The sequence below is a fragment of the Catenulispora sp. GAS73 genome (genome assembly GCF_041262085.1).
Lineage (GTDB): Bacteria > Actinomycetota > Actinomycetes > Streptomycetales > Catenulisporaceae > Catenulispora.
Genome location: NZ_JBGCCM010000051.1, coordinates 21152 through 44298, shown reverse-complemented (window position 1 = coordinate 44298; position 23147 = coordinate 21152). Strand labels below are relative to the sequence as shown.

Here is a 23147-nt window from a genome sequence, read left to right as displayed (position 1 = left end):
AGAGTGGAGACGACCACGATGACCAGTGCTTCCACCGCGGCACTCCCACGCCGACGGCTGGTGGGTGTCGGGTTCGGTCCCTCGCACCTGTCCATGGCCGCGCTCCACGCCACCACCCTGGGAGCCGCCGACACCTCGGCCGACCTGCACTTCCTGGAATCCAGCCCGTCCTTCGCCTGGCATCCCGCCATGCTGCTGCCCGGCGCCCGGATGCAGGTCGCCTTCCTCAAGGACCTGGTCACCCCCCGCGAGCCGACCAGCCCCTTCAGCTTCGTCAACTTCCTGGTGGCCCACGGCCGCCTGGAGCAGTTCCTCAACCTGGCCACGCTCAACCCCACCCGGAGCGAGTTCGTCGAGTACTTCCGGTGGGCAGCCGACCAACTGGCGTCGTATGTCAGCTACGACAGCCGCGTCCACACCGTCCGTCCGGTCTGCGGACCGGACGGACGCGTCAGCCATCTGGAGGTGGACTACCAGGGCCCTGACGGTACGCCGGGCACCGTCGCGGCCGACCATCTGTCCCTGGCACCCGGCGGCGACCCGGTCATCCCGGCCGCCGTCGAGGACGAGGCACTCGCCACCGGAGCGGTCTTCCACAGCAGTTCCTTCCTCACCGGCGTCCAGGCGTTCCGGGACGCCGGCCGGGAGGCACCGCTGCGGTTCCTGCTGGTGGGCGCGGGACAGAGCGCCGCGGAGATCTTCCAGTACCTGGCCGCGGAGTTCCCCAGGGCGACGGTCACGCTCATCCATCGCGGCTTCGCCCTGATGCCGGCGAACAGCAGCGCCCTGGCCAACGCGATCTTCGACCCGGCTTCGGTCGACATGTTCCACGCGGCTCCGGCGTCTCGTCGCGAAGGCGTCCTCGCCGACTTGCGCACCACCAACTACGCGGCCGTCGACGAGGCGGACATCGACGCCATCGCCGGGCTGCTGTACGAGCAGCAGGTGACCGGCGCGCGGCGCCTCCAGGTGCGCCGGTTCACCGAACTGCTCGCGTGCGAGTCCCGGGGCCGAACGGTCCGCGCGACCGTGCGCGACGTCATCGAGGGTGTGACCGATGTCGAGGAGTTCGACGCCGTCGTCCTGGCCACCGGCTACGACTTCCGCGACGCACGCGGTCTGCTGGCCGGCATCGACCGGTACCTGATACGCGACGCGGAGGGCCGGCTCGTGATCGAGCGCGACTACTCGATCCGCACGGTGCCGGAGTTCACCCCGCGCGTGTTCGCGCACGGAGCCGCCGAACACACCCACGGCCTGGCCAGCACGTTGCTCTCGCTGCTCGCCCACCGCGCGGGCGACATCCTCGACGCCCTGCGGTCCCATCCCGCACGTCCCACCGCCGTGCCTCCCGGGCCGTCATCCGTCCTGGGCGGCACGGAGTTCTCCCGCCCCGATCATCGTCCGCAAGGAGTCCACGCATGAGCGACCTGCGAATCCAAATCCAGCGGCGCGCCGACGCACCCACGGCCCGGGAGTACGGCTGCGATTTCCGCCGCATCCTGCCATGGGGGAGACCCGGTCCCTCGGACACCGGTATGGGTGTCTGCACCGTGGCTCCCGACACGGCCACCACGGCCCACTCGCACGAGGACTTCGAACACTTCTATGTGATCCGCGGCAGCGGATACGTCGAGGTCGAGGGTGTCCGGGCTGATATCCAGCCAGGTGACGCGCTGGTGGTCGAAGGGGATCAGGTCCACCGGTTCGTCAACACCTCGACCACCGAGGACCTCGAACTGCTGTCGGTCTGGTCGCTCGGTCCGCTCGGGGGTGGCTCGTGAGCCCCCGCAACTTCCTGGTCACCGCCACCCCGCCCACCACCAACGGAGACCTGCACGTCGGGCACCTGTCGGGGCCCTACCTCGGCGCCGACGTCTTCGCTCGCGCTCAGCGGATGCTCGGCCACACCGTCCTCTACGCCTCAGGCGGCGACGACCACCAGACCTATGTGGTCACCACCGCGCAGCGGCTCGGTGAGGAGCCGACAGAGCTCGCGGCACGCTGCACCGAGGAGATCCGCGAGACGCTCGGTCTCGCCGGAGTCGACATCGACGCGTTCACCAGCCCCGATGAGGCGTATCGCACCGAAGTCCGGGAATTCTTCGCCGGGCTGTATCGCCAGGGGAAACTGAAGCGGCGTCTTTGGAGCTTCCCCTTCTGCGCGGACACCGACCGCTTCCTCGTGGAGGCCTTCGCCACGGGCTACTGCCCCGAGTGCCTGATCGAGACCTGCGGCGCGATCTGCGAGAGCTGCGGGCACCCCAACGACGTCAATTCGCTGCTGTACCCGACCGCGTCCGGCGCCGCCGCGGACGCGGAGACCGAGCCGCGCGCGGTCGAGATCCTCGTCCTGCCGCTGGAGGACTACCGCGAGCGGTTCGTCGACTTCTACCGTGCCCGGGCCGCGACCATGCGTCCCCACGTGCTTCGCTTCGTCGAGGAGATGCTGTCCCGCCCGCTTCCGGACTTCCCCGTGACGTATCCGGCTGCCTGGGGTGTGCCCGTCGGGATCGCGGGCTTCGAGGGCCAGGTGTTCAACGTCTGGGCGGAGATGCTGCCCGCCCTGGGGATCATGACCGAAACCGCTCGCGCACGCCGTCTCCCGGACCGCACGGCCGACGTGTGGGCCGCCGACTCAGGCTTCGAACTCGTGCAGTTCCTGGGTTACGACAACACCTTCTACTTCGCCTTCGCCCACCTGGGCCTGGTCTGGGCCCACGGCGGCCTCGTCGAGCCGACGGCGATCATCACCAACGAGTTCTACCACCTGGAGGGCTCGAAGTTCTCCACGAGCAGGCGGCATCTGATCTGGGCGCGCGATCTTGTCGGCAAATACGGAGCGGACAACGTCCGTTTCTACCTGACTCTGGCCAACCCCGAACATCAGACGGCTGATTTCAGGGAGCCGGAGTTCGTCAGCGTCGTGCGCACCCGTCTGCACGAGCCGCTGGCGGCGATCCGAAGCGCACTCGCCCCGCGAATCGGACAGAGCACGTCGAGCAGTCCGTCCATCGACGCGATCCTCGTCCGCTATCGCGATCGCATGAGCCGTGCCTACAGCCTGGAGACCTTCTCGCTGCGGCTGGCCGCCGACACCTCGGCCAACCTGCTCGCCCTGCTGGCCGCCAGGGCCGCCGACGACCCCTCGCTTGCCGTCACCGGGCTCAAAGCCTTCGCCGAGCAGACCGCGCCTGTGATGCCAGACCTGGCGCGACAGCTCGCCGACCTGCTCGGTGCGGCCGACACCGTGCCGGATCTGACCGACCTGACCATCACGGCACTGTGACGCGGCGGCGACGCCCGCACCCCGATCACCCACGCAAGGCAGACCCCATGCATATCGCGTTCGTAGATTCCAACCCCGCCGCGCTGGAGGCCGTCCGGCTCGCGAAGGAGGCCGGTCACCGGGTCACCTTCCTTCAGTCCCCGGATCCGCTGTATCCGCGCACCGAACGGAACCTCCGGATCCTCGGCATGGCGGATCGGCTGATCGACGACGTGGCGACCACCGACGCGGACGCCGTCGCCAAGGCGCTCGCCGACTGTCATGCCGACCACGCCATCGACGTCGTCACCAGCCAGCACGAGATGAGCACCGAGGCCGTGGCGCTGGCGTCCCGCCGTCTCGGGCTGCGGAGCACCTGCCCGGAGGCCGTCCTGACCGCCCGGCGCAAAGACCGCTGTCGCGCGGCCCTGGAGCACGCCGGCCTGGCCACCGCGCAGTGGGCCCTCGCCGAAGACGAGGAACAGGTCTTGGCGGCGGCCGAGCGGATCGGGTACCCGGTCATCCTCAAGCCGCCGTCCGGAGGCGACAGCCTGCTGTCACACGTGGCCCGCGACCCGTCCGAGGCGACGGCGGCCTGCCACAGCATCTTGACGGGAACGGATGCGGTCCCGGCCGGCTGGCGCGAGCAGTTCCGGCGCGGCGTCCTCGTCGAGGAGTACCTCGTGGGCCCGCTGGTGTCGGTGGAACTGGGAGTCAGGGACGGCGAGTTCTTCCCCTTCTGCGTCTCCGGCCGGTTCCGGTGGGCCGGCGACGAGGTGGTGGAACTCGGCTCCTACATCCCGGCCAACCTTCCCGAAGAGCAACGGGCGGCGTGTGAGACCTACGCGATCGCGGTCTGCCGGGCCATCGGCCTGGACCTCGGGGTGTTCCACCTGGAGATCATCCTCACCGAGCGGGGCCCGGTCCTGGTGGAGGTCAACCCGAGGGTGATGGGCGGCGCCCTGCCCACCATCTACCGGCACGCGACCGCGACGGACATCTTCACCCATCTGCTGGACATCCTCGATCCGGCCGCCAAGGTCGGACTCCCGGGCCCGACGAACGGGTGTGTGGGCGGTCGCAAGGTCATGGCCCTGGAGGCCGGCACCCTGCGTGCGGACGCCACGCTCGAAAGCGTCCGACTGCACCCGGCGGTGCTGCAGGTCGTGGACTTCGCCGATTATCGCACCGGCCCGGGCCGAGCGGTGGCCGCCGGGCAGGTCGTGGCCCGGTTCATCCTGCGCGAACAAGATCATCCGTCCGTGGTTCGGGCAGCCGAGCAGATTCTGCGGACTCTGGAGCAGAATCTCGGCGTGAAGCTGATGATCGGCGAGAAGGACTGAGTGCGAATGCCTTCCTCTGTGACGCCCGCGGCTGCGCTCGTCGGTCCGCACTACGAGCCGCCGGCCCTGCCGGGGGCGATCGACGGACCGCGCCTGGCCGGCCTGGCCGCCCGGTACGGCACGCCCCTGTGGGTCTACGACGCCGCCACCATCCGCGGCCAGATCGCCAAGTTGCAGGCCTTCGACGTCATCAGATTCGCCCAGAAGGCCTGCTCCAACATCCACATCCTGCGCCTGATGCGGCAGGAGGGCGTCCTGGTCGACGCCGTCTCCGAAGGCGAGGTCGAGCGGGCCCTGGCGGCCGGCTACGAGGTCGGCGCCGACGACGAGCCGGTCGTCTTCACCGCCGACCTGCTGGACCGCGGCGCCCTGGCCCGCGTGGTCGAGTCGCGCGTCCCGGTCAACGCCGGTTCGCCGCAGATGCTGGAGCAGGTCGGGGCCGCCTCCCCGGGGCACCCGGTGTGGATCCGCGTCAACCCCGGCTTCGGCCACGGGCACAGCCGCAAGACCAACACCGGCGGCGAGCACAGCAAGCACGGCATCTGGCACGAGCACCTGGCCGAGAGCCTGGAGTTGGTGGACCGCCACGGCCTGGACCTGATCGGCCTGCACATGCACATCGGCTCCGGCGTGGACTACGGCCACCTGGAATCCGTCTGCGAAACCATGGTCAAGCAAGTCCGCCTGGCCGGCCGCGACCTGCGCGCGATCTCCGCCGGAGGCGGCCTGTCCGTCCCCTACGCCCCGGGCCAGCCGGAGGTCGACACCGACAGGTACTTCCGCCTGTGGGACGCCGCGCGTCGCGAACTCGCCGACGAACTCGGCCACCCGGTCCGACTGGAGATCGAACCGGGCCGCTTCCTGGTGGCGAACTCCGGCGTCCTGCTCGCCGAGGTCCGAGCCCAAAAGCCGGTCGGGACCAATTGGTTCGTCCTCGGCGACGCGGGCTTCAACGACCTGATGCGCCCGGCGATGTACGGAAGCGCCCACCGCGTGTCCGTCCTGGACCCGCGCGGACAGGTGCGCACCACCGACCTGCGTGACACGGTCCTGGCCGGTCCCCTGTGCGAGTCCGGCGACGTGTTCACCCAGAACGCGGGAGGCGACGTCGAGCCGATCCCGCTGCCCCGCACCGAGGTCGGCGACCTGCTCGTCTTCCACGACACCGGTGCTTACGGCGCCAGCATGTCCTCGACCTACAACTCCCGCCCCCTGATTCCGGAAGTCCTGGTCGACGGTCCGCAGGCCCGCTTGATCCGGCGACGGCAGACCATTTCCGAGCTGCTCGCGGCCGAAATGGCGATGGATTAGCGCGCTGCGGAATTGACGAACAGGGCGACTCAACGTTGGGCTGCGCAGTCCGCCCGCTGGTAACGGCTGACGTCTCGTACCCCGTCCCGGAAAGGCTCGGCGGCACGAGTCACTACTACGGCGGACCGCTGTTCGCCGACAAGGTGGCTCCGGCGCTCGGGCTCGCCGTGCTGGAGCCGCACGCTGCGTGGCCGGCGTCTACGCCGACGGGACCCGTCTGCCCGGACCGGACAAGCTCCCGGCGCAGACCCCGGTACAGGTCAGCGAAATCGTCACCTTCGCGCGCGAGCACCGGCTGTTCGTGCTGGACGGCGAGGTCCGCACCGCGTCGCGGTACGCGGTGTTCGCCGACTCCTATGCCGCCGACCCGGACCGCGTGCTCGACGTCATGCCGGCTGCGGCGCATCCCGCCTGGGAAACCGCTGAGTGCGACCTGCACTTCGTGCGCCCGGCATGAGACCTCTGACGCTCAGCACCCGGATCTCGCGCGTCGCCTCGGGTGGCCGCGAGTTTCGGGTGATCCGTGCCGAGCGGCTCTCTCGGCATCTCTACGTGCACGCCGGACGCTCCTACTACGAGATCCTGGCGGATCTCGGAGCCGGGCTCGACTTCGCCGCCGCGTGGGCGCTGGCGATGCGGTCCCCGCGGTCGCTGGTCTACCTACCGGTCCGGTCGAACCGGCCGCCGCAGGCTGATCCGTGGCGGGAACGACCGCTCGACGTCGTCTTCGTCCACGCCTCGATGCAGTTCCGCGTGTCGGCGTGGACGCGCGACCGGGACTTCCCTCATCACCTGCGCTATGCCACCGCGGCCGAGACGCTGTTCGTCGTCGGCAGCGGCCCGGCGTTCGAGCGAGAAGGCGCCTGGGTGCGGCACTTCGTCGAGGAGCTCCCGGCCGCCGACCGGGATGCCGCCGGGACGGGCCGGTATCAATGCGTCGAGATCTGGCCCTCGCGCTGGAAGCCGGGCCGAACACGGCGGATCGGTCCCACCGGCCTGCATCTCACCTACACCCCGAACGGCTGGCCCTCCGGGCGGTGACGGCGCCCTCCATCGTGATACGCCTCAGCGCAATTGGTCAGTCACACGGGGGGAGCCTGAGTCCAGATAACCCCTGCTCGCCCGCTCTGGGTGTCTGCCGCGGTCACTCCGCTGCCGCCGCTGCCTGGTCCGGCCCGGGCACCCACAGTTCGACGCACGGTACCGGCGCCAGTTTCAGCCAGCCGCCCGCGGACTCCAGCCGGGTGCCGACGTCCGCGATGTCCGAGGCGGTGGGTGTGGTGTCGCCGGTGGACAGGACGGTCATGAACACGCCGCCGCGGTCCGGGACGGCCCGCACCATGATCACCCCGGTGGGGTGGGTGCCGAAGGCGCTGATGGTCTGGAACAACGCCTCGACCATTGCTTCGCGTTGCGGGGCGGCGAGCAGTGGGACGGCCTGTGTGGTGGCGGCGGGGTCGGGACGGTCGGTCGTCGGCGCGGACGGTTCTGTGGACGGGTGTTCGGTGACGTCCTCGGCTGCGAGCAGCCGCGCGGCGTTCATCTCGACGACGATTCCGGCCTGCCGGGCCGCCGTCACCACCGCGTCCAGGTCGACTCGGAAATCAGAGCTCTGATCGGCGTGGCCGGTTTCGATGTAGCGGCGCAGCCAGGTCGCGCGTTCGGTCACCTGTTCGCGCAGGCCCGGGTCGACCAGGTCCGTACTGCGGCGCAGCGTCTCAAGAGTCTGCAACACTCCGTCGTGCAGCGCCGTGGCCAGGCGCCACTTCTGCGCGGTGGCGGCGAGTTCCGCGGTGTCGCGTACCTCGGCGGCCAGGGCGGTCGCCAGCGCTTCCTCGTTGCGGCGCAGCATACTGCCGCCGCGCCAGCCGATCAGGGGGTTCACCAGGTAGGCCAGCGCCGGCTCGACCGCGGTGGCGACGGCGGCGTCGCGGAACATGAGCGTGGCCGCGACGTCTGCCGAGGCCCACAGCGCGCCGCCGGCGAAGGCGGTGGCGGCGCCGCGGCAGAGCATGCCGGTCACGAAGCTGAGCAGCACCGTGTTCGGGTACACGAAAAGTGCCCAGCTCTGGGCGCCGTGCCGTGGCGCGAGCCAGGTGCCGATCAGGATCGCGGCCGCGCCGGTCGGCAGATCGAGCCACAGCACCCGGGGGTCGGGCCGGCGGCGCGCGAGCCACCAGGCGGCGACGGCGGCGTTCTCGGCGGCCAGTACCAGCGCCAGCAGCGCGCTCCACCAGGGGTGGGCCATGTGGCCCCAGATCGCCGGGAGGGTGAAGGCGAGCATCAGGATGCCGGAGAAGCGGATCGCCAAGCCCAGCAACAGAACGAGCCGGGCATGCAAAGGCGGCACACGTTGCAGCCACCAGAGCCGGAACAATCGCAGAGTCATCGCGGTCCCGTGTCTCCCTCCGCCGCCACGGCGCCTTCGGCTGCCAGCGGAACCCACAGCCGGACCCGGGTCCCGGCACCCGGGGCCGAATCGATCTCGACCTCTCCGCCGACGCCGGCGATCCGTTGCCGCAGTGAGCGGCGCTGACCGAAGCCCTCGGCGGTGGCCGACGCGTCGTAACCGCGTCCGCGATCGGCGATCGTCAGGAGTACGCCGCCGTCGGCGATCGCGAGGATGAGCTCCGCACGATCGGAACCGGAGTGCTTGCGCACGTTGGTCAGTGCTTCGCGAGCCGCCGCGGCCAGCGCGCCGGCGACCGGGGGAGCGAGTGCGTCCGCGAGCACCGCCGCGTCCTGGCCGGGTTCGAACGCGACGTGCAGGCCGGTCGCGGCCTTCTCGGTCACGACCTCGTGCAACTCGGCGAGCAGTCCGGAACCGGGTGCCGAATGTCCGGCCTCGACGAGCCGCCGCAGCGCTCGCGCCTCGACGCGGAGCCGCTCGGCGATGGCCGGATCGCCGATCGCGTCGTCGGCGGCGAGGGCTTCGACCGTGGCCGTCAGATGCGTGCTGAGATCAGCCTGCTGACGCAGGCGTTCTCGCTGCCGTGCCAACAGCGACGCGCGTTCCACAGCGGCCTGGCGGTGCCCGTCCAACGTGGCCGCCGAGCTGCGGAGCAGCCGGGCGAGCACGGCGGCGAGCACCGCCACGCCGACGATCGTCACGGCGTCGGGCAGTGCGTTCCACCGAGGGTAGGAGGAACCGGGTCGCAAAGACGGGAAGAAGTCCGTGAACGCCAGACCCGCCGCGGCGGCCGCGGTGACCGATGAGCGCCACGCGGGCAGGCCGAACGCCGGTGCCGCGATGACGGTGAAGTTGTAGAAGTAGCTCTGGCCGGCGGGACCCGGCAGCACCGAGGGCCACGACGACATGCCCACCACCGCGATGACGCAGACCGCGTCGACTCCGGCCCAGACGAGCGGTATCAGTCCCGACCGCAGGCACACAGCGCTGATCAGGACGCAGTCGGCGACGACCACAAGGGTCAGCGCCGTCTCCGGTATCACCCGCGCACCGTGCGGGACGGCTGTCGCGACGGTCGCGAGCAGGACGATGGCGGCCCCGACCCGGAAGCCGCTCCACGCCCACGCCAACGTCGTCTCGGTGCGCGCGGTGGCGGTACGCGCGGCGGCGGTGCCCGCCGACCGCGGGCCGGAAGCCGTCACGGGCCTCGCCGTGCCGCCGGACGTGGTCACCTGTGCTCTCCGGATCCGTACTTCAGCATCTCCAAATGCCGACGTACCTCGTTGTCGTGCTGCGCGACTGCCGCGAGCCGAGCATCTTCGGCCTGCTGCCGGGCGATCGCGCGCCGCTGGATCGTCTCGCCGAGCCAGGGCGTCCTGGCCAGGATCGCAGCGCCGTGGTGCTTGACGAAAGGCGTCAGGTCGATGCCCTTCACATGGTTCGTCATCACTGTGCCCGGTCCCGGGTCCCAGCCGGCCAGCCGGCTCACGTCCGGGTGCAGCCGGATTCCACCGATATGGCTCGGCAAGCTGATGAAGTCGCCGACGAGCCATTCGGCGCCGACCGACAACTCGGTGCGCAGCGGCCGCAAGGTGGCCGCGTCCCTCACCTTCACCGCCTCCCCGGTGATCTGCACGACACCCACGCCACCGACCTGCAGGAAGGGAACGAGGGAGTCCAGCCCGTGCGCCGGGTCGCCCCACGCGAACTGCAGCATCGGCACGGCGATCGCCTGCACGCCCCATTTCGTGTAGAACTGCAGGGTCCTCTCGACGCCGGCGAGCACCGTGCCTTGGCTCGGCGTCTGGATCTGCCACTTCTTCGGGAACCTGTGGCCCGGATCGGACAGGACTTTGATGTCAATGGTCTGCGCGCCTATGTGCTCATAGGTGTAGAAGTCGCGGCGGAGCACCGGGTTGTACTGTAGATCGACGTTTCCCAGGCGGCCGCTCAGGCTGCCGATGACGGCGATCGGCCCCACCTTCCCGACCAGCGGTGGGAGGTGGCCCGGCAGGCCGACGGCGCCGAGCCCCCCGTCCAGGCGCAGCATGGAAAGGCCGCCGCGCCAGGCCGGTCCGCTGTCGATGACGAGTGAGACCGGCTTGTGCGCTCGCACGTCCAGGACTGTCCCGTCGTTGAGCTGGACCTTCCAGTGCCCGGTCTCCTGGGTCAGCTCGATCGGGAGCCGGCCGCCGATGACGTCCGGTGCGGCGGTCTTCGCGGTGAAGAAGTCCTTCAGGACATTGCGATGTGCGTGGTAGTAGGTCGCCGAGGGGGTCTCCAGCTTCTCCACGCTCACCGTCACCGGCCAGTCTTTCGGATTGCCCAGCGCGGTGAGGTCTTCCACCTGCCCGGGGACGGCCACGTCGCGGAAGCCGGCGCCGACCTGGTGCTCGGGGACGTCGCCGGGCTGACCGATGTGCCAGGCGGCGTGTCGGGCGGCGAGGTCGTTCACGACAGCTTGCTGGGCCCGGACGTCGGACGGCGGCGTCGCGTGGTCGTTCTGGAGGGCGTGGAGCTTGGCTTGGGCTTCGGTGAGGTCGGTGATGCCGGTGACGTAGCCTTCGCGCCGGCGCTGCTCCCAGATGTGCCACGTTTGCTGCAAGCCGTGCGCCGACAGCTGGTCGTCAAGATGGGTGCGCAGCGCCTCCGCCGTGAGACCGGAGTAGCGCTGCTGGAAGGCGGGGGCCGCCGCCGCGCTGAGAGCCTGGCGGGCCGCGGTCGGATCCCCGGCAGGGCCAATCGTCGGGGTATGCGCCGGCTGCTGGTCGATCCATGCGATGTGGGCTTGGGCCCGGTTGAGGTCGTCGCTGATCGACCAGACGGCGGCTTGGTCGCCGCGGCGCCACGCTTCGGGAAGGGCGACGCGCAGATCAGAGATCTGGCTTTCCAACACCGCCTTCCGCGTCGGCAGTGAGCCGGGGTCCTTCAGCCACCGTTCCCGAAGCGCGCTCTCCTTGCCCCGGAGGGCCTCAGTCGCCTGCTCCAGGCTGGTGCCGACCTGCGTGATCCTTCTCTGGCGGCCTGCCAGGTCCCGGCGGCTGTCCAGATCGATGAGCTGCGCGCGCAGCCCGCGGACGCTGTGCGCCAGGGCGTCGCGCTGCTCGGTCCAGGCGTCGATCAGACGATCGGAGTCCTCCAGGAGCGGTGTGAGGCCGTTGTCGGTGAAGTGCTGGTGAACCAGCAGCGCGTCCTGGACGGCTGCGACCGCCTGGTCGCGATGCGAGCTCTGGGTGAAATCCGCGAACAGGCCGGCGAGCCGTCTGTCCGGGGTGCCGCCTTGGTGCTGGTTCAGCGCCTCTTCCACCAGAGCGTGCAGCTCCCGGGCGTCCTGGACCGCGCGGGTGGCCTGATCGGCGAGATGGTCGAGCAGGACCTGGCGCCATCGTGTCTCGGAGTCCTGGAACAGCCCCCTGCTCGGCGTCACCCCGGCCTCGGCGTCGTACTGTTCCACGTACTGGCGAGCGGATTCCATGCGGGCCTGGTAGGCGTGGGCCAGCTGTTCCATGAAGGTCAAGGCGTCGCCGGCCTCCTTGAGCGTCGCCGAGAACCGGAGCGAAGCAGCATGCTGAGCGTCGAGCCGACTCAGTGCCGTCCGTTGGCCCTGCAATTCGGCGGCCAGCACCTTCGGTTCCGGCGGGACGGCCTCACCGAACATCCGCAGCCGCAGCTGACGCAGCTCCGCGTCGCTCTGGTCCCGGGCGGCTTTCATCGCGGGGAGGTTGTTCTCGGCCTGTTGCAGGACTTCGTGCATGGTCTGCTCTGCATGAGCCACCTCGGCGGCGGCCCTGTTCTCGATGCGCCTCACTTCGGCGGCCGCCGCGTCCTCGATGCGGCTTTTCTCTGCGTCGAAGAAGGCTTGGGCTTCGGCCGCGTGGTCGTGCTCGAAGCCCTGGAACTGGTTCACGAACTTTTCGGTGTCCGGCGTGATCGACGTGATCTGATGCGGCGAGGAGGACACGTCGGCGGCTTCGGGGACGCCGCCGGCCAGGGTGTGGGCGATCTTGACCATGGTGCCCGAGAGCAGGTTGCGCTCCAGGCCGTCCAGCGGGCGCAGTTTCTGGCCGAGGTCGTTCGTGAACTCGCCCTTGACGGCCTCCAGGTCGAGCTTGAGGCTCTGCAGTCTTCCGACCTGCTCGGGCGTCAGGTCGTGGTTTGCGGTCAAGACGGCGTCCACCGTGTCCCGGAGCTGGTCGACGAGGTGCGGATCGATGTCGCCCGGGGCGGGGGCGGCGATGAGCGCCGTCTCGACGTCCACGATGCGTGCGAAGACGTCGCCCCCTGCGTGCGCCGGCCGGGGGCCGAGGTCGGCGGGGCCGAACTCGAACGTGCCGTGGCCGTTGAAGACCCGGATGGTGATCGGCTCGCCGTTCTTGGTCAGCAGTTCGCTGGAGATCTCGATGTCCGGATACTGGCCCATCGTGTGAAGGAAACCCTCACGGTCGACGCTGTAGAAGGGGTTCTTGGGGTTCTGTACCTCCAGATCGACAACACGACGAAACTTCTCCGGAGGTATCTCCTTCTTCTCTCCCCGGATCTGTGTGATGCCCTCTTTCAGGTGCTTGAGCAGGCTCTCCGGATCGTGTGTCGGCGGCGTCTTACGCTGGATCGCCTCTCCGCTGGTGTGCGTTTCATAGACGGTGACGTCGGCTTTGCCCGGGGTCAGCTTCGCCCGGACGCCGTTGATGTCGTAGGGGCTTGAGTCGACCCCGGCGATGCCGACGGCCTTGCCCTGCTCGGCGAACTCGACGGCCCGCCGGAGCTCGGCGTGGTGTCCGAGGTCCTGGACCTTGGCGACCTCGTCCGAGTTCGCGGCGAAGTCCCGAGCCAGCCCCTCCACCCGCTGTGGCCGCAGGTTGACGATGGTGCCGCTGTCGAAAGCCCGCCGCACGAGGTTGGTGAAGCTTTGGCGGTCCACGTCGACGTGGACCGGCCCGAGCGTGCCCTCCGCGATGCCGGTCTTGACGTATTCGCGCAGCGCCACGTCCGCGTTGGCGGCCCGGGCGATGATCGACAGGACTTTGTCCTGCGGAACGCCGTGTTCGACCATGGTCGCGGCCGCCGCCAAGCTCTGGTCGCCGTACTTGGTGCCGATCTCGCCGACCAGGTCGGCGGAGTATCCGTGTTCGAGCAAGGTGAAGACGGCCTGGATCGGCGAGCGGCCCTGGTCCACCCTCTCGATGACGATGCGGGAGTTCGGCCAGCCCAGCGCCCTGGGATCCTTGGCATCAGCGGTGTGGAACCCGTCGCCGAGGACCTCCTCCGGGCGCGGACCTCTGGTGATCTCGGCCGGGAGTATCTTGCCTTTGCCCGCACTGACGGGATGGGTCGGCCAGTGACTGATGTCGACCAGTCGGTAGCCCGGCGGCAGCTCCGAGCCGGGGTTGGCCTGCTCGCGCAGCATCGCCTGGAAGAACTCCTTGTAGTCGGGGTTCGCCCCGCTTTTGCCCTCGGCTGTCCGGCTCTCGACGACGAGCACGCCGCCGTCCCGCAGGGCTTCGCCCAGCAGGCCGATCCTGATCTTGTAGCCGCGGTTGTTGATGACGAAGATCGCATCCTGATTCCCCTGGAACTCTTCGGGGATCTTCTCCTCCGCGTTCAGGTAGACCCGGTTGGCCGCGCCGTTGACGTCCGTACGGGTCACGGCCACCAACGTGGGATCCGGGATCGCGCGATCCGGGTGTGGTCCGGTCTGGCCGAAGTCGGTCGGCAGTCCGAGCCAGAGGTCGGCGAGGCCCGCGCCGGTCTCCAGGATACGGGCCGGCTGGTTCGGTTCAGTGTGGATGACGATGTGCCAGCGGTTGGCGCCGCTCTTGGGGCCGAAGCTGATCATCGGCCCTTCGGACTTGATGTCGAGCTCGGAGATCGCCTGCGGGTCGAAGCTGCCCAGCACGGTTTCCAGATGCGCCACGGTCTCCGGATCGAGCGTGATCTTCAGGGGGCCGTGCCCGGACGCCGGGATCTCGGCCTCGTTCCCGATCGGCGCCGTCTCGGCCTGGTGTTCGCTGCGCGGTGGTTCGGCCTGGTTCACGATGTGCGGCGGATCGGTTCTCGACTCGATCACCGGGACCCGCGCCTGGCTGGTCAGCTTGGTGGGGTCGAAGTGGGCGGGCTCGGCTTGTGTGTCGGCTTCGACCACGACCTGCTTGGGCTGTGCGTCGGCCTCGACCACGACCGGCTTGGCCTGCGTCCCGGGTTCCGAGCTCGGCGCCTCGGCCGGAGCTCCGGCTGGTGTCTCGACCGGCGTCTCAGTCTCCTGAAGAACCGGCTCCGCCGCCGCCGGCCGCTGATAGGTCGTGCCCGGCGGATCCGCCTCCACCACACTCTCCACCACCGGCTCCGCCGTCGGTTCCGGCGTGCTCCCCGAGAACTCCCCCTGCTTGTCGAACGTCCCGTCGTTGCGCACCACGAGCTTCGCGCCCGAGTTCGCGTCCGACACCGTCACGTAGTCCGGGCGCGCCATCACCTGCACGCCGTCGCGCTCGACGTTGATCGTCAGTACTCCGTCGAGCTCGCCGAAACCGGTCACGCGGCCGCCTTCGGGCATCACGGGGTCGGCTCCGAGGTTCATCTCGGGCAGCGCCGAGTGGATGCCGAACACCACGCCGGCCTCGAAGCCCGAGCGTGCCCCGCTCAAGACGTCGCCCCACCAGTCGACCGGTTTGCCCTTGTCGTCCACGCCGCCTTTGAGCGCGTCGTCGACCAGGGCGAACGCGGCGCTGGCCGCGGTGCTGCCGAGCACGTGCCCGGCCGGGCTGCCCCACATGGCGGCGCCGAACACCGCACCCTGCGCCGTGCTCATCGTCAGCTCGCCGAGGTTCAGGTCCGTGCGCTCGCCGCCGGCCACTTCGAACAACTGTGCGAGCAGGTTGCCGCCGCCCATGAAGGCGATGCCGTTGAGGATCCGCGGCCGCAGGTACAGCCACATGGCCTTGGCGAACGTCTGCTCGCCGATCTGGCGGCCGGCCCACTGCCCCAGCACGTCGTCGCCGGCGGTGGTGGCCAGCGAGGTGCCGGCGTCCGTCCAGGCCCGCAGCTGGGCCTGGACCAGGGCGTCCCGGAGCTCGTTCCGGACCTGCGCCATGGCCGGCGCCATCACGTCGCCGACCCCCTCCGGCGCCATCTCCTTCAGGACGGTGAGGACCTCGTCCGGGAGGAACTCGCCGGCCTGGGCGAGGAGGGCGTCGGCCATCGAGCGGGCCACGATCTGCCTGGGGGACAGGCGGATCAGATCCCAGATGAACTCGCCGATCGCCTTCCAGGTGATCTTCGCGATGCTCGCCAGCACGTTCTTCGCCACCTGCGCGATCGCCACGCCGGTGGCCTTGATGGTCGGCCAGATGCCGACCGCCGAGATCCCCAGCGTCCCCCAGGCCAGCGCTATCAGCTGGAAGATCGTGATCAGCATCATGATCAGCCCGAGGACCGCCATGAACTTCATGGTCTCGATCTGCAGGCCGAAGTCCTGCACCCCCTGCTGGGTCTGGGCGGCGTTGTCGACCAGGCCGTTCAGGCCGTTCAGGTAGCCCTCCCACCACAGGCCGAACTTCGCCGCCGCGTCGCCGGTCCATGATTCGAGGACCGGACCCATCAGGTTCTGCGCGTCGGTCGACGCCGCTACCAGGAGGTTCTGGACGTCGCCCCACAAGTCCGCGAGCTCGTAGACGGTGACCTCGTCGGTGAGCGGGATCTTGCCGATGAGGATCCCGCCGACCCAGCTCCGCACGCCCGGGATGTCGGCTTCGAGCTCTGAGATGTACTCCAGGATCTCTGCCAGTGCGTGGTCGCTCTCACTCATCGCCCGTCACCCCCACCCCACCCCGCGCCGGTCGTCAGACGGAACCGATGTTCCGGCTGTTCTGCTGGTCGGTGGCCCACACGGCCGAGAACGTGTCGGTGATGTAGTTCCCGATGTTGACCATCGCCCCGCCGATATCGGGGTCGGCCTCGGGGTTGGCGGACGGCTTGGCCAGGAATTCCTGCAGAGAGTGCGAGTTCTTCGTGTAGGTGGGGGCGAAGGGCGTCGAGAACTCGTCGCCGGGGGTCGGGAACAGGTCCTGTCGGTGCTCTTTCGCTTTGATCTCCGCGACCTTGGCGGCCAGGTCCGCCTGGAGCTGCTCGGCTCGCAGCACCAGCTTGGCGCCGGACGCGATGGCCTGCGGCACGCCGTCGACACCGATCGACTCACCCATCGGTCCGGCCTGCCTCCCGCATCGGGTCCGTCTCCCGCATCAAATCCGTGTCGTGAACGTGGAGCAGGGCTTTCCCCATCCCCGTCTCACCGATCCTCATATCGGCGGGCACGGCGGCGTCGAGGACGGCGCGGCTCTTGCCGGCGGCTTCCTCGACGGCTGCGCGGACCGTGGCCAGGATCGTGGCCGCCAGTGCCCTGGAGTCGGGGTCGCGCAGCGTGCGCGGGTCGATCTCCAGGTCCAGGAGCTGGCCGCGCGGACCGACCGTCGCCCTGATCAGACGGTCCGGCGAGCGCGCGGCGCCGGTGACCGCCGCCATCCGGCGCTGGGTGTCGTCGAGCCCTGCGTAAGCCCGCTTGAGCTCGTCGAGCATGCCGCCGACGACGCTCCAGTCCGGACGCTCCATCTGCCGGCTCCTTGTCTCGGATTCCAGGCGCGAGGTCTCGCGCGGGCGGCGTGCCCGGGTTCCTCGCGCCGCCTCACATGTTCGCGGCGATCTGCGCTTCCAGCTGCTGCATGTTGTCCACCGAGGCGTGCAGCTTCTGCCCGAGCGTGCCGAGCGCCTGCTTGATCTCGTCCACGCCCTTCTGCCAGGCCTGCTGGGCCGCGTCGCAGGCGTCCGCGGCCTTGCCGGTCCAGGCGCTGCCGTCGGTGGGGGCGTGGAAGAGGACCTTGAACGAGTTGTAGAGGTCTGCGAGCGAGCCGTCCATGGCGCCCTCGTAAGTGATGATCGCGTGCGCGACGTCGGTGATCTGCCCGAAGTCGTAGGTGATCTGGCCGTCGTTGCCGTAGCTGGGTCCGGTCACGGGTGAGTCGCCTTCCGATGAGGGGTGGCCGGGGCCGGTCAGCCGCGCAGCAGGCTGGCGATGTCGCCGCCCGCGCCCGCGGCCACGGAGTTGATCTCCTGGGCGGCGTCGCTGTCGTGCGAGCCGTACTTCAGCGAGGCGTCGCTCATCTTCCCGGCGAGGTCGTTGAGCGCTTGCAGGATCTTCTTCAGGCCGTCGTCGAGCTGGCCGGAGACGCCGGACAGCGCGCCGTACGTGGCGCCGGCCATACCGCCGCCGCCCAGGTCCTCGATCTTCCCGATGAGCTGCGCCATGCCCTGCGCCAGGCTCTGCCCGGTGGTCTCGCACTTGCGCGCGGTGGCGTCCAGCGCCTGCTGGGACGCGCTCAGCCCGGAGAGGTATGCCAAGGTTCTCACCCCGATCCACGTCGTCGCCGGCGACATCGCCACGCCGCGGCGGTCCCGTCTCCGGCGGGACACTTCGACGCTAACCGTCCCCTCGCGCCGGCACGACTCCTGCAAATACATGACAGGGCTCCGCGACGCCGGGCCTGCTGTCGCACGGGCGTGGTGACTACCGTGGAAGGCATGGTCTACGGCTACGGCAGCAGTGGTGGCAACGGCAACGGCAACGGGACCAGCGACTACCCCGCCTACCAGCCGGCCCCCACCGCGGTGCCCACCAAACCGCAGCCGGTGAACTACCCGGAGGAGGGCGGGTCCCACGACCCGAACCCGTACGCGACGCAGACCGACGCCACCACGCAGTTCGGGTGGGGCGGCGGCCGGCAGCCGGTGAGCGTCGACATCCACAAACTGGGCGACTACGCGATCGACATGAAGAACATCGCCGACTTCGAGCGCGACCACGCGCAGATGCAGTTGCTGATGGACAGCACCGCCAAGTCGTGGACGGGCGGGCCCCTGTTGCCGGAGGGGTCCTGGGCGCTCGACCAGTTCCAGCACAACGCCGAGGAGTTCGTCCAGTACCTGCAGAACCTCTACAACGCGGTCTACAACATCGCCTTCGCCGCGAAGTCTGTCGCCGACTGCTACAACGGCACGGACGGCTGGTCGGCGGCGGACGTCAACGCCGTCGACTACGCCTTCGGCGACAACGTCCCCAGGCCCGCCGGCTGGTACGCCGGGGATGACAAGACCTGGCTGCAGGCGCAGGCGGAGAACAAGCAGGCCACCCAGGGCGCGATGCCGCCGGTGTGGAAGACGCACCACCAGACTCAGTCGGGGAACACCACGATCACGTTCAACGACGACGGACAGGGGCACACGCAAACCATCACGGTCACCACCAATCCCGACGGCGGCAGCACCATGGTGATCGTCGATGACGTCAACGGGAAGAAGACCACGACGACCACGACGTCGCAAGTGCGGATAGTCGGGAACACGCAGACGACGGTCGATCGGCAGGACGGCCGGATCATCGGCAGCACGACAGTGGTGACGTCGGACGAACAGGCGCCCGGCGGCGACGGGATGCTGCACGTCGTCACCACCACGAAGCTGGACGACACCGGCGCGGTGGAGCACCGGACGGTCGTGACGACGTACACCGGGCCCGAGGGGCCGTCGACCACGACCGCCGAGTACGACGCCAAGGGGAACCTGCTCAGCGAGGTCACCACCGGCACGCCGACCGCGAGCGCTCCGGCCGGCTCGGACAGCACGATCAACGACGCCGACAAGCAGATCGACCAGACCAACTCCTGGCTCGTGAACATGCCGGTCAACAACTATTACGGGGTGGAATGACCATGGGAACGCCGGACTATTGGGGTGCGTCGGTACCGCGTCTGCCGCACAACCCGACGGCTGGCTATTACCCCTTCCCTCCGTTGCCGAAGACGCTCACACCGCGGCCGGAGAGTGACCCCAACACGCCGATCGAGGCCGTCCGCCAGAAGATTCTGAGCCAGCATCCGGAGCAGATGTCGGCGGCGGCGGACCAGTGGCAGAACCTTCACGACTTCCTCTCGGGCCTCGGCGACCAGATCCGGCAGAAGAGCCAGACGTTGCACGACGAGGCGTGGAAGTCGCCTCAGGCGGCGGCGGAGTTCCTGAAGCGGGGCCCTGGCACCACGCTGGCGGCGCTGGACCAGTGGAAGGCGGCGGCGGCTGCGAACCGGGACGCGCTGCGGTCGCTGGTGGGGATGGTGACGAAGGCGCGCAGCGACATGGACAAGTTGTGGTCGCAGTACTTGAACGACGTCGATTACGCCAAGTGGGTCCACGTCCGTTCCAACTTCCAGGACTTGCTTCACTGGGCGGCACAACCGTTCAACCACTCCGAGCTGGCGGACTACGAGAAGCAGAAGGTGGCGGCCGTCCACGACGACTACAGCCAGCGGGCACGGGTTCTGGCCTGGCAGGTCGCGGAGTCGTATTTCGACATCCTGAACCACCACGGGGTCGCGGGCCAGGGGCTCGGGATCGGTCCTTCTTTCCAGCCGATGAACGCGCGGCTGTCGGCCATCGGGGTACCGCCGCTTTCGATGCCTGGTTCACCTCCTGCGCCTCCCGTGCCGCCTCCGATGCCGCATCCGATGCCTCCCGCGCCGCCTCGGCCGCAGATCGCGCCGCCGCCGGTGCTTGGCGTGCCTGCGCCTCCGGCTCCGCGGGGGCTGCCGGTGCTGCCGCCGGGGTTGGGCGCGCCGCGGGTACCCGGGTCTTTGCCGGGGCTGGCGGCCGGGTTGGCACCGGGGCTGGTGCCGGGGCTGGTCCCCGGGCTGTCCGCGGCGCGCCGGGGCTTGGCGGAGCCGAAGCCGGCCGGTCTGAGCAGGCGCGGTGTCGATGCTCTCAAAGGTCTGACAGGCGACGCGCTGCCGGCGGTGCTGTCCCGTGAGGGGTTGGGGCTGGCTGAACCTGGCGGGCTCGGGCGGTCGCAGACCCCTGACGCCAGCGCTCTGCGGGATCCGCTCGCGGCGCCCGGCGAGGGGACGGAACCGGTCGCCTCGCTGCGTTCTCCGTCGGCGACGGCGGCGGGCGGGCGTCCCGTGTCGGGAACGGGCGCGGGGATGGAGGAGCCGCCGCCTACGCGTGGGCAGGGCGCGACCGAGCAAGGCGGTCGGCGGCGCGTATGGCAGCCGACGCCGGGGGAGCAGGAGGAGTTCAGCGTTCCGCCTGCCGGGACGGTTCCGGGAGTGCTGTCCGGCCCGCGGCTTGGTGCCGCGGGTCCGGGGAGGGCCGGGCTCGGAGACGGGTTCGGCGAGCCGCCGGCCGTGCGGGCCGGTGGTGCTGAGGCCGGCCGGAACCCGCGACGACGGCAGACGACTCGCAAGAAGCGCACGATCGCGCCCGGCGAACCGGGGATGGAGTGGCTCGGCCTGGAGGAGACGCTGGAGGGGGTGTCGGAACCGGTCCTGAACGCGGCTCCGCAGATCGTGGCGAGCGAGGACACCTCGGTCGGCCTGCGGACAGCGGCGCTCGACGCGGAAGCAGCGCTGCCGCGGACCAGGCGGCGCGCGGCGGATCAGGACACGGAGACGGCGCCCCCGGGCGAGGAGGCCTGGACCGTGCCGACGCCGGGCGGCGGGGTGCTCGCGACGCAGGGTGCCGGCGTCGGCGACGACAAGCCGGGACCCGCGCTGCGGGCTGGTCAGGCTTGACCGGTGGGACGGCGGGGGTATCGGGGCCGCCCGCCGCCCGGCTTCACCACTACCTGCCCGGAGCCTCATGCGACCGCGTGGCGGCCGGCAGATCCGCCGCCGAAGCTCACGTCCGAGCGCCGCCTGCCTACTTGTCCGGCTCGGCCGTCTTCGCGCGTGTTCACCTGTCGGGCTCGGCCGTCCTCGCGTGCGCCCGCCGGTCCAGCGCACCGCCGTGTCGTGTGCTCACCAGTCCGGCTCGGCCGCCTTCGCGCGCGCTCACCTGTCGGGCTCGGCCGTCCTCGCGTGCGCCCGCCGGTCCAGCCCGCCGCTGTGTCGCGTGCGCACCAGTCTGGCTTGGCCGCCTTCGCGCGTGTTCACCTGTCGGGCTCGGCCGTCCTCGCGTGCGCCCGCCGGTCCAGCGCACCGCCCCTGTCGCGTGCTCACCACTCCCCGCCCCGAGCCTCATGCGACCGCGTCGCCGCCAGCAGATCCGCCAGCGTCAGCCCCCGCAGCTCGCGGACCGAGGGCGCGCGCCCGAGTGTGCGCAGCCGTCCCGACTGGGCCTTGCGCATCCCCTCCAGCAGCTTGCGGGCCTCGCGGGCGTTGCCGAAGGTGCCCTCGTCGCGCTTGAGGTGGCCGAACCACTGCAGGAGGGCGTCGTCGAGGCCGGGGGCCGGTTCGTAGTCGCCGGCGGTGGCCATGCGGCCGATGATCGCCACGAGTTCGGCCGGGGTGTAGCTGGCGAACTCCATGCTCTTGGCGAAGCGGGAGGCCAGGCCCGCGTTGGCGTCCAGGAAGTCCCGCATGTCCGCGGTGTAGCCGGCGACGATGACCGCCACCTCGTCGCGGTGGTCCTCCATCAGCTTCACCAGGGTGTCGATCGCCTCCTGGCCGAAGTCCGCGCCGCCGCCTCCGGGGCGCGACAAGGTGTAGGCCTCGTCGATGAACAGGACGCCGCCGAGGGCCGCGGTGAACACCGTCGTCGTCTTCTCCGCGGTGTGGCCGACGTACTGTCCCACCAGGTCGCGGCGCGCCACTTCGTGGAACTCGCCGTGCGGCAGGATTCCCAGGGCTTTGAGAAGCTGCCCGTACAGGCGCGCCACGGTGGTCTTGCCGGTGCCGGGCGCTCCGGTGAACACCAGGTGGTGGCTCACCGCGCCGACCGACAGGCCGGCCTCGCGGCGCCACTGGTCGACGTGGATCTCGTCGATGAGGGCGCGGACCTCCGATTTGATGGCCGCCAGCCCGACCATCGCGTCGAGGTCGGCCAGCAGCTGATCGACGGTGTCCGCGTCCTGGGCCGCGCCGCCGGTGCGGATCCCGACGCCCGCCGCGCCGTCCTCGTCCGGGGCCTCGCGCACCGTCGGGGTGGCGCCCTCGTCCAGCAGGATCCCCGGCTCGGCGCAGCGCTCGACGCGGCAGCCCTCGACCAGGCCCGAGCAGCCGCGGCCGAAGTGCATCCCGACGCCCGCGGTCTCGTGGACCCAGGTGCCGGTGACGGCCGGCGCGCTCTGGTGCGCCACGGCGATGCCGACGCCGCCCGCGCCGGAGACCTCGCAGCGCTCGATGGTCGGCCGGCCGCCCTGGTACACGTAGACGCCGCGGCCGCCGCAGCCGGCCACGATCGTGTCGCGCAGCACCGGGTCCGCGCCGAGCCGCACGATGATCCCGTCACCGCCGCTGTCCCGGACCTCGCACTCGGCCAGCAGGCCGGCCGCGTCCTCGATGACGAACCCGGTCTGCCCGCCGACCGCCTTCACCCGCCGCGCGGTCAGCCGCGTGCCGTCCCCCGCCCACACCCCGGTGTGGTCCTCGGCGCCGACCTCGCAGTCGTCGAGCGACAGCTGGGCGGCCCGGGCGCTCACCGCCGGGTATCCGGCCGAGCGCAGCACCAGCCGCCGGAGCACGACGGCGCCGCCGACGCAGCTCACCGCCGGCCGCCCGGCCGCGCCGGCGTCGATCGTCACCGTGCCCGCCTCTCCGGCCGCCTCCAGGCTGATGCGCCGGCCGGCCAGCCGCAGGCCCTCGGCGTAGTGCCCGGGCGCGATCGACACGACGGCGCCGTCCGGTGCCATCTCCAGCGCGTCCTGGATCGTCGGATAGGCGCCGGGTTCCTGGGAGACGGTCAAGGTCTGGGTCATGGCTCCGCCGGATCTCGTGGGCAGACATCGCATCCATCATGCGGGGGCGGCCGGTCCGGGTGTGAGAGGTAAATACAGGACAACCGCGAG

General features: G+C 70.3%; 17 protein-coding genes. 9 read left to right on the top strand and 8 right to left on the bottom strand.

Going from position 1 to position 23147, the window contains the following annotated elements:
• Positions 1-18 precede the first annotated feature (18 nt).
• The 7 genes from ABH935_RS45910 (at position 19) to ABH935_RS45880 (ending at position 6963) form a co-directional block, all read left to right on the top strand.
• Positions 19-1425 (top strand): lysine N(6)-hydroxylase/L-ornithine N(5)-oxygenase family protein, encoded by a 1407-nt coding sequence (locus ABH935_RS45910; RefSeq protein WP_370384311.1) that lies wholly within the window; start codon positions 19-21, stop codon positions 1423-1425.
• The gene (locus ABH935_RS45905; protein ID WP_370384310.1) at positions 1422-1784 is read left to right on the top strand and encodes a cupin domain-containing protein; all 363 of its coding nucleotides are present in this window, start codon (positions 1422-1424) and stop codon (positions 1782-1784) included. Before ABH935_RS45910 ends, ABH935_RS45905 begins: the two co-directional genes overlap by 4 nt.
• Complete coding sequence (locus tag ABH935_RS45900; RefSeq protein ID WP_370384309.1) at positions 1781-3289, top strand: class I tRNA ligase family protein; 1509 nt, start codon at positions 1781-1783, stop codon at positions 3287-3289. Before ABH935_RS45905 ends, ABH935_RS45900 begins: the two co-directional genes overlap by 4 nt.
• A gap of 47 nt (positions 3290-3336) precedes the next feature.
• On the top strand, positions 3337-4611 hold the full coding sequence (locus ABH935_RS45895; protein ID WP_370384308.1) for an acetyl-CoA carboxylase biotin carboxylase subunit family protein: 1275 nt from the start codon (positions 3337-3339) through the stop codon (positions 4609-4611).
• Between the two features lie 6 nt (positions 4612-4617).
• Positions 4618-5922, top strand: coding sequence for a diaminopimelate decarboxylase (lysA, locus tag ABH935_RS45890; RefSeq protein WP_370384307.1), 1305 nt, complete (start codon positions 4618-4620; stop codon positions 5920-5922).
• Positions 5923-6109: 187 nt separating this feature from the next.
• Entirely contained in the window at positions 6110-6379 is a 270-nt protein-coding gene (locus ABH935_RS45885; protein WP_370384306.1) for an ATP-grasp domain-containing protein, read from the top strand.
• Entirely contained in the window at positions 6376-6963 is a 588-nt protein-coding gene (locus ABH935_RS45880; protein WP_370384305.1) for a hypothetical protein, read from the top strand. Before ABH935_RS45885 ends, ABH935_RS45880 begins: the two co-directional genes overlap by 4 nt.
• 103 nt (positions 6964-7066) lie before the next feature.
• Here ABH935_RS45880 and ABH935_RS45875 read toward each other — a convergent pair whose 3' ends face one another.
• The 7 genes from ABH935_RS45875 to ABH935_RS45845 form a co-directional block, all read right to left on the bottom strand.
• On the bottom strand, positions 7067-8311 hold the full coding sequence (locus tag ABH935_RS45875) for a hypothetical protein (RefSeq protein ID WP_370384304.1): 1245 nt from the start codon (positions 8309-8311) through the stop codon (positions 7067-7069).
• Complete coding sequence (locus tag ABH935_RS45870) at positions 8308-9534, bottom strand: sensor histidine kinase (RefSeq protein WP_370384303.1); 1227 nt, start codon at positions 9532-9534, stop codon at positions 8308-8310. The genes ABH935_RS45875 and ABH935_RS45870 overlap by 4 nt, the downstream gene beginning before the upstream one ends.
• Before the next feature lie 26 nt (positions 9535-9560).
• Entirely contained in the window at positions 9561-16130 is a 6570-nt protein-coding gene (locus tag ABH935_RS45865) for a hypothetical protein (protein WP_370384302.1), read from the bottom strand.
• A gap of 34 nt (positions 16131-16164) precedes the next feature.
• Entirely contained in the window at positions 16165-16524 is a 360-nt protein-coding gene (locus ABH935_RS45860) for a hypothetical protein (RefSeq protein WP_370384301.1), read from the bottom strand.
• A complete protein-coding gene (locus tag ABH935_RS45855) occupies positions 16517-16930 on the bottom strand; it encodes a YbaB/EbfC family nucleoid-associated protein (protein WP_370384300.1) in 414 nt (137 codons plus the stop codon). Before ABH935_RS45855 ends, ABH935_RS45860 begins: the two co-directional genes overlap by 8 nt.
• Before the next feature lie 73 nt (positions 16931-17003).
• Positions 17004-17330, bottom strand: a complete 327-nt coding sequence (locus ABH935_RS45850) for a WXG100 family type VII secretion target (protein WP_370384299.1) — start codon at positions 17328-17330, stop codon at positions 17004-17006.
• Between the two features lie 38 nt (positions 17331-17368).
• Positions 17369-17716, bottom strand: coding sequence for a WXG100 family type VII secretion target (locus ABH935_RS45845; protein WP_370384298.1), 348 nt, complete (start codon positions 17714-17716; stop codon positions 17369-17371).
• 162 nt (positions 17717-17878) lie between these two features.
• On the opposite strand from ABH935_RS45845, the gene ABH935_RS45840 reads away from it, so the two are divergent.
• Together ABH935_RS45840 and ABH935_RS45835 are read left to right on the top strand one after the other, a co-directional pair.
• Positions 17879-19081, top strand: coding sequence for a hypothetical protein (locus tag ABH935_RS45840; RefSeq protein ID WP_370384297.1), 1203 nt, complete (start codon positions 17879-17881; stop codon positions 19079-19081).
• Entirely contained in the window at positions 19078-20934 is a 1857-nt protein-coding gene (locus ABH935_RS45835) for a hypothetical protein (protein WP_370384296.1), read from the top strand. Before ABH935_RS45840 ends, ABH935_RS45835 begins: the two co-directional genes overlap by 4 nt.
• Positions 20935-21356: 422 nt before the next feature.
• Here ABH935_RS45835 and ABH935_RS45830 read toward each other — a convergent pair whose 3' ends face one another.
• Complete coding sequence (locus ABH935_RS45830) at positions 21357-23057, bottom strand: right-handed parallel beta-helix repeat-containing protein (protein WP_370384295.1); 1701 nt, start codon at positions 23055-23057, stop codon at positions 21357-21359.
• Between the last annotated feature and the right edge of the window lie 90 nt (positions 23058-23147).